A 12821-nucleotide genomic window follows, 5' to 3' on the forward strand; every position below is an offset into this window, starting at 1 on the left:
ATCCTCGGCTGTTCCCGGTGCGGCTGCCCATGACCCCAATGTCGGGTCGCTCCGCCACGGCGCGGCGTCGCGCGCCGTGGCCACCGGGCTGACCAGGACGAAGATTATCAATCGTGGTCACTCTCGGTCAATGTCGTGCGGGACGCCGCGCCAGCGCAGGCGTGGCCATGAAATCCCTTCTGAACTGCGGATGAAGCGCGACGGTGGGCCTGGTCGCACAGCGGATACCCGAGGTCCGTCAACGCATCGTCACTACACGTCGTCGCCGGCCGCTGCCCGCCGGTGACGCCCCGGTGACGGCGACCCGAGCATCGTGTCGGCAGTCGTCCGGCTCGGGCGGTGCGGTCCGCACCCGCGTCGCCGGGCCGTGGGGGGAGGCCCATCCATGGACCGTTCGCTGATCGTCGCGAAGGTGGTTCCCACCGCCGAGGCGCAGGTCGCTGAGATCTTCGCCGAGTCCGACGCGACGGAGCTGCCGCACCTGGTCGGCGTCCGGCACCGGTCGCTCTACCGGCTGCACGACCTCTACGTGCACCTGCTGGAGACGGAGTCACCGGCATCCGGCGCGGTCGAGGCGGCCCGGGGGCACCCGGAGTTCGAGCGGGTCAGCGCGCGGCTGCGCCCGTACATCTCGCCGTACCTGCCGACCTGGCGGGAGCCCCGCGACGCGATGGCGCGCTGCTTCTACCGCTTCGACGCGACGGCCCCCGCTGGGCGGCGGTCGTGACCGCCACCGCCCCCCGGGAGGGGGAGCTGTGGTCCCGTTGCGCCGGCTGCGGGTCGTTGCTGTACCGCAAGCGGCTGCGCCGCAACCTCGACGTCTGTCCGGAGTGTGGGGAGCACGCCCGGCTCGCCGCCCCCGAGCGGCTGCGCCAGCTGGTGGACGCGGAGTCGTTCACCCCGCTGCCGGACCGGCCGGCCGAGGTGGACCCGATCGACTTCGTCGACGTGCTGTCGTACCCGCACCGGCTCAGCGCGGCCCGGGCCGGCACCGGGCTGGCCGAGGCGGTGCTCTGTGGCACCGCCACCATCGGCCGGCACCCGTGCGCGCTGGCCGTGATGGACTTCCGGTTCCTCGGCGGCAGCCTCGGCGTCGCCGTCGGCGAGCTGATCACCCGGGCGGCGGAGCGGGCGCTGGAGGACGGGGTTCCGCTGGTCCTGGTGACGGCCTCCGGTGGGGCGCGGATGCAGGAGGGCGTGCTGTCGCTGATGCAGATGGCCATGGTCAGCCAGGCGATCGCCGCGTTGCGCGAGGCCGGGCTGCTCACCGTCAGCGTGCTCACCGACCCCACGTACGGGGGTGTGGCGGCGTCGTTCGCCACCAACACCGACGTGGTGCTCGCCGAGACCGGCGCCCGGATGGGCTTCGCCGGCCCCCGGGTGATCCGGCAGGTCACCGGCCGGGCGCTGCCGGAGGGCTTCCAGACCGCGGCCTTCCTGCTGCGGCACGGCCAGGTGGACATGGTGGTGCCGCGGCGCGCGCTGCGCGGGCGGCTGGTGGCGCTGCTCGCCGCCGCCCGGGCCGGCCGCCGCCCCGGGTGGCGTCCCGCCGTACCCCGGCAGGTGGCCGCGCCCCCCGCGCGCCCGGCCGCCGTCGCGGACCGGCCGGGCACGGCGGTCGACGCCGCACTGGCGGCGGGCGTCGACGCCTGGGAGACGGTACGGCTGGCCCGGCACCCCGGCCGGCCGACCACACTGGACTACCTGGACACCGCGTTCGAGGGCTTTGTCGAGCTGCACGGCGACCGGCTCGGCGCGGACTGCCCGGCGGTGGTCGGCGGGCTGGCCCGCCTCGACGGCCGGCCCCTGATGGTGATCGGCCACCAGAAGGGCCACACCACCGGCGAGCTGGTGGCCCGCAACTTCGGCATGGCCAGCCCGGCCGGGCACCGCAAGGCGCTGCGGCTGATGCGGCTCGCCGCCCGGCTCGGCCTGCCGGTGGTCACCCTGGTGGACACCCCCGGGGCCGACCCGGGCGTCGGCGCCGAGGAGCAGGGGCAGGCGGCGGCGATCGCGGAGAACATCCTGTCCCTCAGCGTGCTGCCCACCCCGGTGGTCGCGGTGATCACCGGCGAGGGCGGCAGCGGCGGGGCGCTCGCGCTGGCCGTCGCCGACCGGGTGCTGATGCTTCAGCACGCCGTCTACTCGGTGATCAGCCCGGAGGGCTGCGCGGCCATCCTCTGGCCGGACCGGGGGGCCGCCCCGCAGGCCGCCCGCGCGCTGCGGCTGACCGCCCCCGACCTGTGCCGGCTCGGCGTCGTCGACGACATCGTCCCCGAGCCGGTCCCGGCCGCGCACCGCGACCCGGAGGCGACCGCCCGCGCGCTGCGCGAGGTGGTGCTGGCGCACCTGCTGCCGCTGCTCGACGTGCCGCCCGCCACCCTGGTGCAGCGCCGTCGCCAGCGTTTCCGGCGCTTCGGCGCGGCTCGCGCCGGCGCCCGGGCGGGTGCCCGGTGAGCGCCGGGACCGTCCCGGCCGGTGCCGCGCCGTCGCCGGCGGACGGCGCGGAGGCGGCCCACGAGGTGGACGCGGTGCTGGCCGGCCTGCGCCGGCACGCCCGGCAGCTCGTCGCCGAGGTCGCCGGCCCGGTACGCCGGGTGCGGCTGCGCAGCGGCGACACGGTGCTGGAGGTGGAGTGGCACGGAACCGCCGCGGCGGAGACCGGACGGGCCCCGGACGCCCCGGCGGTGGCCCCCGCGCCGCAGGGGCCGGGGCCCCGGCCTGCGTCGCCGACCGGCCGGATCGAGGTGCGCTCGCCGATGGTGGGCACCTTCTACCGGTCGCCCGAGCCGGGCGCCGCGCCTTTCGTCACCGTCGGCGACCTGGTCCGGCCCGGGCAGGTGGTCGGCATCGTCGAGGCGATGAAGCTGATGAACGAGGTGACCGCCGAGCGGGCCGGCCGGGTGGTCGAGGTCCTGGTCGACGACGGCCGGCCGGTGGAGTACGACCAGCCGCTGGTCGCGCTGGACCCGGCCTGAGGTGGCGGGGATGTTCGAGAAGGTGCTCATCGCCAACCGGGGTGAGATCGCGCTGCGGGTGGTGCGCGCCTGCCGGGAGCTGGGGGTGCGTACGGCGGTGGTCTACTCCACCGCGGACGCCGACTCGGCGCCGGTGCGCCTGGCCGACGAGGCGGTACTGATCGGACCGGCGTTGAGCCGGCGCAGCTACCTCAACGCCGCCGCCATCGTGGAGGCCGCCCGTCAGGTCGGGGCGCAGGCGGTGCATCCCGGCTACGGGTTCCTCTCCGAGGACGCCGACTTCGCCGAGATCTGCGCCGACAACGGGCTGGTCTTCATCGGCCCGCCGCCGCAGGTGATGGCCGCGCTGGCCGACAAGTCCTCGGCCCGGGCGCTGATGAGCCGGGCGGGGTTGCCGTTGCCGCCGGGCACCGTCAGCCAGGTGCCGACCGCCGAACGGGCGGCGCAGGTCGCCGCCGAGGTGGGCTACCCGGTGATCGTGAAGGCGGCGGCCGGGGGCGGGGGCCGGGGGATGACGGTGGTCCGGTCCCCGGCCGAGCTGCCCCGGGCGTACGCGCGCACCCGGGCCGCCGCGCAGGCCGCCTTCGGCGACGACCGGGTGTACGTCGAGCGCTACCTGACCGACGCCCGGCACGTCGAGGTGCAGCTGCTCTGCGACGGGTACGGCAACGGCGTGCACCTGGGCACCCGGGACTGCTCGGTGCAGCGGCGGCACCAGAAGCTGGTGGAGGAGGCCCCCGCGCCGGCGCTGCCCGCCCGGCTGCTGGAGACCATTGCGCAGACCGCCCTGCGCGGTGCGCTGGAGGTCGGCTTCACCGGCGCCGGCACGGTGGAGTTCCTGCTGGACGCCGAGGAACGGTTCCACTTCCTGGAGATCAACTGCCGGATCCAGGTCGAGCACCCGGTCACCGAGATGATCACCGGGATCGACCTGGTCCACGAGCAGCTGCACATCGCCGCAGGCCTGCCGCTGCGGCCGCGGCAGCAGGACGTGCGGCTGCACGGGGTCGCCGTGGAGTGCCGGGTCAACGTGGAGGATCCGGATCGCGACTTCGCGCCGACTCCTGGCCGGCTGGACCGCTTCGTCCCGCCCGGTGGCCCGTTCACCCGGGTCGACACCCACGGCCACCCCGGCTACCTGGTCGGGCCGTACTACGACTCGCTGCTGGCCAAGGTGGCGGTGTGGGCGCCGGACCGGGAACTGGCGTTGAACCGGCTGGAGCGGGCGCTGGAGGAGTTCGACGTCGCCGGGCCGGGGGTGCGGACCACCATCCCGTTCGTCCGGCGGGTCCTGGACGATCCCGCCTTCCGCAAGGGCCGCTACACCACCTCCCTGGTCGACCGCCTGCTCGCCGACGGGCGACCGCCCCGGACCATCCCGCCGTCGCCGGAGGCCGTCGCCTCGCCTGGCCGCGCCGCCGCGCCGCCCGAGGCCGCGGTGCTGCCCGAGGCCGTCGCGCCGCAGGTCGCCGCGCCGCCGTCCCACGTCGCGCCGGCGCCGGCCGGGGTCGATCCGCCGGCGGCCCCGGCCGCGCAACCGCCGGCGTCGGCCCCCGCCGCGCGTCCCGGCGCGGTCGGGCCCGCGCGCCCGGCGCGGCCCGCCATCCCCGGCCCCCGCCCCACCGCCCGTCCGGTCGCCGCCACCGCGGCACCGACCACCGACCCGTCCTGACCGCTTCCGAGGAGGACCCGATGACCGTCACCCACGGCCAGCCGTTCACCACCGAGATCACCGACATCCTGGTGGCGCACTGCGGCCTGGACGCCGACGCGGCCGCCCGCTCGCCCGCCGCCTCCCTGGAGGAACTGGGCATGGACTCGCTGGCCCTGCTGGAACTCTCCGCCGTGGTGGCCGACCGGTGGCGGGTGCAGATCCCCGAGCAGTCCGGGCAGCTCAGCATCCCCGCCGTCGCCGACCTGGTCGCCCGCCGCACCCAGCCGCCGGGCCACACCGAGAACAGCATCGTCATCGCCGCGCCCCTGCCGCTGGTCTGGGAGAGGACCAACGACGTGGCCCGCTGGACCGAGCTGTTCACCGAGTACGCCGCGGTGGAGATCCTGCACCGCGACGGCGACACCGTCCGCTTCCGGCTCACCATGCACCCCGACGAGAACGGGATCGCCTGGAGCTGGGTCAGCGAGCGCACCGCCGACCCCGCCAGCCACCAGGTGCGGGCGTACCGGGTGGAGACCGGGCCGTTCGAGTACATGCGGATCCACTGGAGCTACACCGAGGAGCCCGAAGGCGTCCGGATGACCTGGGTGCAGGACTTCGCGATGAAGCCCACCGCGCCGGTGGACAACGCCGGGATGACCGCCCGGATCAACGCCAACAGCCGCGTGCAGTTGGCCCTCATCAAGGAACGGGTCGAGCGGGCGTACGCGGGAGGCGGCGATGAGTGAGAACGCCGGCGGGCTGGTCGCCGCCCGCGACGTGACCGCAGACCGGCGGCGCGGCGGGGAGCTGCGGGTGCTGCTCGGCCCGAAGACGGTCGGCAGCACGTCGGGCTTCATGGGCGTCGCCGCGCTCGCGCCGGGGGAGCGGATCGCCGAGCACTACCACCCCTACAGCGAGGAGTTCCTGTATCTCGCGCGGGGCGCGATCACCGTCGACCTGGACGACGAGCCGGTGCCGATGGCGGCCGGCGAGGCGATCTTCGTGCCCCGTAACGTCCGGCACCGGCTGCGCAACACCGGCGCCGAGCCCGCCGAGGTGGTCTTCCACCTGGGTCCCCTGGCACCCCGCCCGGAACTCGGCCACGTCGACACCGAACTGGTCGAACAGCGGGGCCCGTCGTGACCGGGCGCCGCACGGTCGTCACCGGCGTCGGGGTGGTCGCGCCGGGCGGCGCCACCCGGGACAGGTTCTGGAAGACCATCACCGAGGGGCGTACGGCGACCCGGCGGATCACCTCCTTCGACCCGTCGCCGTTCCGCTCCCAGATCGCCGCCGAGTGCGACTTCGACGCCGACGTCGCCGGGCTCACTCTCGCCGAGCGGCAGCGCGCCGACCGGTACGTGCAGTTCGCCCTGGCCTGCTCCACCGAGGCGCTCGCCGACAGCGGCCTGGACCTCACCGACGCCGAGCGGCAGGTGACCGGGGTGGTGCTCGGCACCGCGGTCGGCGGCACCATGGCCCTGGAGCAGGAGTACGTGCGGGTCAGCGACTCCGGCCGGCACTGGCTGGTCGACCACTCCCTCGGCGGGCCGTACCTCTACCCGGCGCTGGTGCCGAGCAGCCTGGCCGCCGACGTGGCCGTGCGGCACCGGGTCCACGGCCCGGCGCAGGTGATCTCCACCGGCTGCACCTCCGGCATCGACGCCATCGGGTACGCCCACCAGTTGATCGTCGACGGCGAGGCGGACATCGTGCTCGCCGGTGCCGCCGACTCGCCCATCTCCCCGGTCACCGTCGCCTCCTTCGACGCGATCAGGGCGACCAGCCCCGACAACGACGACCCGGCGCACGCCTCCCGGCCGTTCGACGCCGACCGGCACGGCTTCGTCCTCGCCGAGGGGGCCGCGGTGCTGGTGCTGGAGGAGTGGGAACACGCCCGCCGGCGCGGCGCGCACGTCTACTGCGAGCTGGCCGGGTACGCCAGCCGCAGCAACGGCTTCCACATGACCGGCCTGCGTCCCGACGGGGTCGAGATGGCCCTGGCGATCCGCGACACCCTGCGGCAGGCGCGGCTGTCCCCGTCGGACGTCTCCTACATCAGCGCGCACGGCTCCGGCACCCGGCAGAACGACCGGCACGAGACGGCGGCGTTCAAGCGGGCGCTCGGCGAGGCCGCGTACCGGGTGCCGGTCAGCTCGATCAAGTCGATGGTCGGGCACTCGCTCGGCGCGATCGGCTCGATCGAGATGGCCGCCTGCGCCCTCGCGATCGAGTACGGCGTGGTGCCCCCCACCGCCAACTGGGCCACCCGGGACCCGGAGTGCGACCTGGACTACGTGCCCAACGTGGCCCGGGACACCCCGGTGGACGTGGCGCTCTCGGTGGGCAGCGGCTTCGGCGGCTTCCAGTCCGCGATGCTCTTCCGCCGGCTGGCGGTGGCGGCGTGACCGGGCTGCGGACCCCACCGGGGGCGGTGACCGGGTGAGCGCGCGGGCGGTGGTCACCGGCATCGGGGTGGTGGCGCCCAGCGGCATCGGCGTCGACGCGCACTGGCGCACGGTGCGCGACGGCACCCGGCGCACCGGCCCGATCACCCTGTTCGACCCGGCCAGCTACCCGACCCGGGTCGCCGGCGAGGTCACCGACTTCGACGCGGCCGGGTACGCCGACAACCGGCTGCTCGTGCAGACCGACCGGTGGACCCACCTCGGCTTCGCCGCCACCCGGCTGGCGCTGGCCGACGCCGGCCTGCCCGAGCGGGCTCCCGACCCGTACGGCTGGGCGGTCACCCTGGCCAGCTCGTCCGGGGGCAACCTGTTCGGGCAGCGGGAGCTGCAACGGCTCTGGGGCGGGCCGACCCGCACCGTCGGGGCGTACCAGTCGATCGCCTGGTTCTATGCCGCCAGCGTCGGACAGCTCTCCATCCACCACCAGTTCAAGGGGCCGTGCGGGGTGCTGGTCGCCGAGTCCGCCGGCGGTCTGGACAGCCTCGCCCACGCGGTACGCACCGTGCGTCGCGGCACCTCCGTGGTGATCGCCGGGGCGACCGAGTGTCCGCTGAGCCCGTACGCGCTGGCCTGCCAGCTCCGCTCCGGGCTGCTCAGCGACGTCTCCGACCCGGAGGCGGCGTACCGGCCGTTCGACCGCTCCGCCAGCGGCTACGTGCCGGCCGAGGGCGGGGCCGTCTTCGTGGTGGAGGAGCTGGGCCACGCGCTGGCCCGGGGCGCCCGGATCTACGGCGAGGTCAGCGGCTGGGGGGCCACCCACGACGCCGCGCACACCGGCCCCGACGGCGCCGGCGACCCCGACCAGTACGCCCGGGCGATGCGGCTGGCCCTGGACCGGGCCGGCGTCGCCGCCGACGAGGTGGACGTGGTGCTGCCCGACGCGCTGGGGGTGCCCCGCTACGACCGCAGCGAGGCCGAGGCGCTGCGCGCCGTCTTCGGCGACCGGCCGCCGCCGGTGAGCACCCAGAAGCCGCTGACCGGCCGGGCCCACCAGGGTGGGTCCGCGCTGGACGTCGCGACCGCGCTGCTCGCCTTCGGGCACGACACGCTGCCCGCGTCGGCCGGGCCCCGGGAGCCCGCGTCCGGCTGCGAGCTGGACTTCCTGCGTACGCCCCGGCGGCCGCGCAGCCGGATCGCCCTGGTGGGCGCGCGGGGCTTCGACGGGTTCAACAGCGCGCTGGTGCTGCGCGGCGCGCCACCGGCACCGGGGAGCGCAGGGGAACAGCGAGCAACGGGCCAGGGTGGTCCTCCTGGTTGATCACCAGGGCGGTTGCGCTCCGTCAGTCATGCCCAGCCCCGAGGTGGTGCGCCGCTGACCGGCGTGGCGGAGGATCGCGGGCATGGCGTACCTGTTCCTGCTGCTCGCGATCTCCGCCGAGGTGTTCGGCACCAGCCTGCTCAAGGCCACCGACGGATTCACCCGGCTCTGGCCGACGCTCGGCCTCGCTGTCTCGTACCTGGCCGCCTTCCTGCTGCTCGCCCTGGCCGTGCGGGAGATCCCGGTCGGCGTCGCCTACGCCGTGTGGTCCGGGCTGGGCACGGCGGCGATCGTGGCCATCGGCGCGGTCTTCCTCGGCGAGCCGCTGAGCGTGACCAAGGTGGTCGGCGTCGGCCTGGTCATCGCCGGGGTGGTCGTGCTCAACCTCGGTGGCGCGCACTAGCTGTACTGATCGGGACGTTGATCAATCGCGTGAAGGGCGGCTGACTGGCGCAGGCTTTTCACCGGTGATTAGCGATGAAGCGCCACGGGCACAGGGGCACGCGTGGCTCCGACCTCACGAGTGCGCCTGCTTCGGTAAGGTGAGGATTTCGGCTCCGTCGCTGGTGATAGCGATCGTGTGCTCACTGTGTGCTGTCCGGCAGCCTGTCGCACTTCGGAGCGTCCACCCGTCGGCATCGGTGATGAGTTCAGCGGTGTCCGCCATGACCCACGGCTCCAGTGCCAGCAGCAGCCCAGGGCGCAGTCGGTATCCACGACCGGGCCGTCCGGTGTTCGAAACGTGCGGGTCCTGGTGCATCGTTGATCCGACGCCATGACCTCCGAACTCGGTGTTGATCGGATATCCCGCTTCGTAGAGGGTTGAGCCGATGGCATGGGAGATGTCGCCGATGCGAGCCCCAGGGCCGGCAGCGGCTATCCCTGCGTACAGCGCGCGTTCGGTCGCGCTGATCATCGCGACGCTCTCCGGGGGCTTTGAGTCGCCCACGATGAAGCTGATGGCAGAGTCTGCAACGACTCCGCCTTTGGAGACGGCGAGGTCGAGTGACAGCAGGTCGCCGTCGGCAAGCGTGTAGTCGTATGGCAGCCCGTGGAGCACGGCATCATTGACGGACGTGCAGATGTAGTGGCCGAACGGCCCGCGCCCGAAGGATGGCGCGTAGTCGACGTAACAGGACAGCGCTCCAGCCTCGGCGATCATGGTCTTGGCCCACCGGTTGATGTCTTGGAGGTTGGTACCTACTGCGCTGCGGCTCTTCAGCGTCTGCAAAATCTCAGCGACCAGGGCACCTGCCTCCTTCGCTTTGGGCAGTTCGGTGGGGTTCAGGATCTCGATCATGAGGCGCCTTCCTCACGCAACCAATAACTATCCCGGCCATACTATCCCGGTACTAGAATCGGAGTCATGGTCAGGTTGCCGCTCACACCCGCAGAGGTCGAGCGCGGACAGCGCCTCGGTGCCCTGTTGCGTCGCGCCAGGAGAGAGCGCTCGATCCTCGAGACCGCGCTCGATGCACGCGTCTCACCGGAGACCCTCCGGAAGATCGAGTCGGGCCGCGTAGCGACCCCTGCCTTCCCGACCATCGCGGCGATCGTCGATGTCCTCGGCCTCTCCCTCGATGCGGTGTGGGCCGAGATCAACCAGCCCGAACGTGGTGTTGAACCAACCAGCTCTGGTCACCACGCACGTGAGCGGTTGGCCTCGTAAGTCTCCATCCCGCAGCTGCGTTGGAGGCGTCGACGAGAGGGAAAGCGTGGGCGCGGCTCTCCACCAATGTCCCCGGTTGGTGCAGCTGTACTGACACCGCCGTCTGGCTGCCGTCGCCGCCGGTTCGGCGACCAGCAGCACGTCATCCCAGCACCCCGCCACCACCCGCCCGACCCGCCACGCCCGCCGCCCCACCCTTCCCGCACAGGTGCGGGCGCGAATCTTGGACACTTGCCGTCGGCCACGAACGGCAACTGTCCAAGATCGAGCCGAGCGGGCGGCGTCGGGCCGCCCGTCGTCGGGGCGACGTTGCGCGCGGCGGTCCCACGTGGAAGTCAAGCCGCCCGAACCGGGAGCCGCCCGAACCGGGAGCCGCCCGAACCGGGAGCCGCCCGAACCGGGAGCCGTCCGAACCGGGAGCCGTCCTGCCGGGAGTGGCGACGCCGGCCAGACCGGGACAAGCCCGACGGCGCCGTGCACGGGGCTCCGGCCGGCGGTGTACCGAGCCGGCGTACGCGCCCGATCCTGCCTGTCCGATCGAGCGTCGGCAATCCAGCCAGCCGCCTTTTCCGATCTAACCATTTGCATCTAGCAATGGGTTTCCGGGCTGTCGTAGTGTTCCCGGCAGCACCCCGATAGACGCACCTGATGGGCGGATTCCGCCCTGTTTGAGGCTGGGCGGTGGGCGGCAGTGACCATGAATCGTCCGACGGAAAATTCTCCGGCGCCGGACCCGGGTTGGGTTGACGACGTGTTGTTGACGGGCCGTCCGGCCGACGTCTGTCTACGTCTGCCGGAGCCGGTCGACCGGGGCACCCTGCGCCGCCTGGTGGGCGAGGCGCAGACCCGTCTCGCCGAGGCCGGACTGCGCCCCGGCGGGGCCGCCGCGCTGCGGCTGCCGCCGTCGGTGGCGTACGTGGTGAACCTGCTGGCCACCTGGCGTACCGGCGCCCAGGCGGTGCTGCTCGACCACCGGCTCACCGACCACGAGGTGGACCGGGCGCTGGAACGGCTCACCCCGCAGGTGGTCGTCGCCCCGGTTCGCACCGGCGGCGGCGCGCTGCGGGTCTTCGTCGACGTCACCGAGGGCGTCACGCCCCACTCGGACGCCCCGGCCACCAGCGGGCACGCGGTGATCCAGCTCAGCTCCGGCTCGACCGGGCCGTCCAAGGTGATTGGTCGCACCGCCGAGGACCTGGTCGCCGAGGTGCACCGCTACACCCGGATCGACGGGGTGGCGCTGCCCGGGGAACGGATCATCCTGCTGCCGTCCATGGTGCACGTGCTCGGCCTGGTCGGCGGTTTGCTCTACGGTCTGCACGCCGGGGTGGAACTGGTCCCGCCGCAGCGGCTCGGCGGCGACGCCATCCTGGCCGCCATCGCCGCCCAGGGCACCCCGGCCACCGTGCTCGGCGTTCCCTTCCATATTGGACTGCTCGCCTCCACCCGGCCGGACGGCCCGCTGCCGCAGCTCAAGCGGATGACCACCGGCGGGGAGCTGGTCCCGGCCGCTACCGCGCAGGCGTTCGCTGACCACTTCGGCGTCCCGCTGGGCAACATGTACGGGATGACCGAGGTCGGGGTGATCGGCACCGACCTGTACGGGCGGCACCGCCCGTCGATCGTGCCCGCCCCCGGGATCGAGGTTCGCGAGTCCGGCGGCGAGCTCTGGGTGAGCTGCCCGGCGTCGCCATACGTGGGGCTCAGCGACCCGACCCGCTGGGCCGACGGCTGGCTGCACAGCCGCGACGCCGGCACCGTCGATCCCGCGACGGGCCTCGTCACCGTCAAGGGCCGGCTCGACTCGCAGGTTTCGGTCGGCGGGATGAAGGTGGACCTCACCGAGGTCGAGGCCACCCTCGCCGGGCTGCCCGGGGTGGCCGCCGCCGTGGTCGTCCATGACGACGGCATCACCGCGTACGTGCAACCCGACGGCCCGCTGTCGGAGGAGGTCCTGGACAAGCTGCTCGCCGAGCGGCTCGCCGGCTACAAGCGCCCCCGCACCCTGCACCTGGTCGAGCAGCTGCCCCGCACCACCACCGGCAAGCTGGTCCGTTCCGTCACCGCGCTGCGGGCGGCGACGCCGTGACCGGCCCCCTCGGCGGACACCCGGGGACCGGCCCCTACTCGAACCGCACCGACACCTCGACCCCGGTGAGGGCGGCCCGGCGTACCGGATCCGCCCCGGAGCCCGGGTGCGCCGCGGCGCGGCTGCCGCCGCCGACCGCGACAGCCAGCACCAGCCCGGGGCCGCACGCCGGGTGCCCGACCCGGACGCCCGGCTCGTCGGGCAGGGGGCGCAGCAGCTCGCGCGGGTGGTCGGGCACCGGCATCCGGCGGCCCAGGCCGCCCGAGCGCAGGCCCCGGCCCAGCGCCTTGCCGACCGCCTCCTTGGCCGTCCAGAGCAGCAGGAACGCCTCGACCCGGGTGGCGTCCGGCAGGTCGCCCAGCCAGGCCGCCTCCGGCGGGGCGTACCAGCGATGGGCCAGCGCCAGGGCGGGCAGCGGGCGACGCCGCTCGACGTCCACCCCGACCGGCCCGGCCCGCCGGGCGGCGACCACCACCACGCCCTCCGCGTGGCTGACGCTGACCGGCAGCGACACGGCGCCAGCCCGCACCCAGGGCCGCCCGTCGGGCCGGTGGCCCACCCCGACCTCCCGATCCGCCCGGCGGAGCAGCGCGCACCCCGCCCGCCGCAGCAGCCGCCGCGTCACCTCCGGCCGACCGGTGGAGGCAGCGCTCACCCACACGTGCACGGTGTCCCGACCGGACACCGGTAGCTCGCCCACGA

12 protein-coding genes and 1 pseudogene are annotated in these 12821 nt (G+C 74.2%); 11 read left to right on the forward strand and 2 right to left on the reverse strand.

What is annotated here, in order from left to right:
* Positions 1 to 385: 385 nt before the first annotated feature.
* From ABZ807_RS23940 to ABZ807_RS23980, 9 genes and pseudogenes are all read left to right on the forward strand, one after another.
* Positions 386 to 727, forward strand: a complete 342-nt coding sequence (locus ABZ807_RS23940; protein WP_357162004.1) for a TcmI family type II polyketide cyclase — start codon at positions 386 to 388, stop codon at positions 725 to 727.
* On the forward strand, positions 724 to 2457 hold the full coding sequence (locus ABZ807_RS23945; RefSeq protein ID WP_357162007.1) for an acetyl-CoA carboxylase carboxyltransferase subunit alpha: 1734 nt from the start codon (positions 724 to 726) through the stop codon (positions 2455 to 2457). The genes ABZ807_RS23940 and ABZ807_RS23945 overlap by 4 nt, the downstream gene beginning before the upstream one ends.
* A gap of 65 nt (positions 2458 to 2522) precedes the next feature.
* Positions 2523 to 2978: an acetyl-CoA carboxylase biotin carboxyl carrier protein gene (gene accB, locus ABZ807_RS23950; protein WP_357162120.1), complete on the forward strand. Its 456-nt coding sequence runs from the start codon at positions 2523 to 2525 to the stop codon at positions 2976 to 2978.
* Between the two features lie 10 nt (positions 2979 to 2988).
* Positions 2989 to 4335: pseudogene (locus ABZ807_RS23955) on the forward strand (acetyl-CoA carboxylase biotin carboxylase subunit); the annotation flags it as partial.
* Between the two features lie 335 nt (positions 4336 to 4670).
* The gene (locus ABZ807_RS23960; protein ID WP_357162010.1) at positions 4671 to 5381 is read left to right on the forward strand and encodes an SRPBCC family protein; all 711 of its coding nucleotides are present in this window, start codon (positions 4671 to 4673) and stop codon (positions 5379 to 5381) included.
* The gene (locus ABZ807_RS23965) at positions 5374 to 5778 is read left to right on the forward strand and encodes a cupin domain-containing protein (protein ID WP_357162013.1); all 405 of its coding nucleotides are present in this window, start codon (positions 5374 to 5376) and stop codon (positions 5776 to 5778) included. Before ABZ807_RS23960 ends, ABZ807_RS23965 begins: the two co-directional genes overlap by 8 nt.
* A complete protein-coding gene (locus ABZ807_RS23970; RefSeq protein ID WP_357162016.1) occupies positions 5775 to 7043 on the forward strand; it encodes a beta-ketoacyl-[acyl-carrier-protein] synthase family protein in 1269 nt (422 codons plus the stop codon). Before ABZ807_RS23965 ends, ABZ807_RS23970 begins: the two co-directional genes overlap by 4 nt.
* Positions 7044 to 7077: 34 nt before the next feature.
* Complete coding sequence (locus tag ABZ807_RS23975; RefSeq protein ID WP_357162019.1) at positions 7078 to 8361, forward strand: beta-ketoacyl synthase N-terminal-like domain-containing protein; 1284 nt, start codon at positions 7078 to 7080, stop codon at positions 8359 to 8361.
* An 82-nt stretch (positions 8362 to 8443) separates the two neighbouring features.
* Entirely contained in the window at positions 8444 to 8764 is a 321-nt protein-coding gene (locus ABZ807_RS23980; protein WP_357162022.1) for a multidrug efflux SMR transporter, read from the forward strand.
* A gap of 114 nt (positions 8765 to 8878) precedes the next feature.
* On the opposite strand, the gene map is transcribed toward ABZ807_RS23980, so the two are convergent.
* Positions 8879 to 9661, reverse strand: a complete 783-nt coding sequence (map, locus tag ABZ807_RS23985) for a type I methionyl aminopeptidase (RefSeq protein WP_357162025.1) — start codon at positions 9659 to 9661, stop codon at positions 8879 to 8881.
* A 66-nt stretch (positions 9662 to 9727) separates the two neighbouring features.
* On the opposite strand from map, the gene ABZ807_RS23990 reads away from it, so the two are divergent.
* Complete coding sequence (locus tag ABZ807_RS23990; protein ID WP_357162028.1) at positions 9728 to 10030, forward strand: helix-turn-helix transcriptional regulator; 303 nt, start codon at positions 9728 to 9730, stop codon at positions 10028 to 10030.
* A gap of 697 nt (positions 10031 to 10727) precedes the next feature.
* A complete protein-coding gene (locus ABZ807_RS23995; RefSeq protein ID WP_357162031.1) occupies positions 10728 to 12119 on the forward strand; it encodes a long-chain fatty acid--CoA ligase in 1392 nt (463 codons plus the stop codon).
* 34 nt (positions 12120 to 12153) lie between these two features.
* Here ABZ807_RS23995 and ABZ807_RS24000 read toward each other — a convergent pair whose 3' ends face one another.
* Entirely contained in the window at positions 12154 to 12819 is a 666-nt protein-coding gene (locus ABZ807_RS24000; RefSeq protein WP_357162034.1) for a 4'-phosphopantetheinyl transferase superfamily protein, read from the reverse strand.
* Positions 12820 to 12821 lie beyond the last annotated feature (2 nt).

It is taken from the genome of Micromonospora sp. NPDC047548 (assembly GCF_040642975.1).
GTDB lineage: Bacteria > Actinomycetota > Actinomycetes > Mycobacteriales > Micromonosporaceae > Micromonospora.

Bases quoted from the DNA above. Each gene is read 5' to 3' on its own strand.
- ABZ807_RS23960 (WP_357162010.1), top strand. From the start codon at position 4,671: ATGACCGTCACCCACGGCCAGCCGTTCACCACCGAGATCACCGACATC.
- ABZ807_RS23995 (WP_357162031.1), top strand. From the start codon at position 10,728: ATGAATCGTCCGACGGAAAATTCTCCGGCGCCGGACCCGGGTTGGGTT.
- ABZ807_RS23940 (WP_357162004.1), top strand. From the start codon at position 386: ATGGACCGTTCGCTGATCGTCGCGAAGGTGGTTCCCACCGCCGAGGCG.
- ABZ807_RS23990 (WP_357162028.1), top strand. From the start codon at position 9,728: ATGGTCAGGTTGCCGCTCACACCCGCAGAGGTCGAGCGCGGACAGCGC.
- map (WP_357162025.1), bottom strand. From the start codon at position 9,661: ATGATCGAGATCCTGAACCCCACCGAACTGCCCAAAGCGAAGGAGGCA.
- ABZ807_RS23965 (WP_357162013.1), top strand. From the start codon at position 5,374: ATGAGTGAGAACGCCGGCGGGCTGGTCGCCGCCCGCGACGTGACCGCA.
- ABZ807_RS23980 (WP_357162022.1), top strand. From the start codon at position 8,444: ATGGCGTACCTGTTCCTGCTGCTCGCGATCTCCGCCGAGGTGTTCGGC.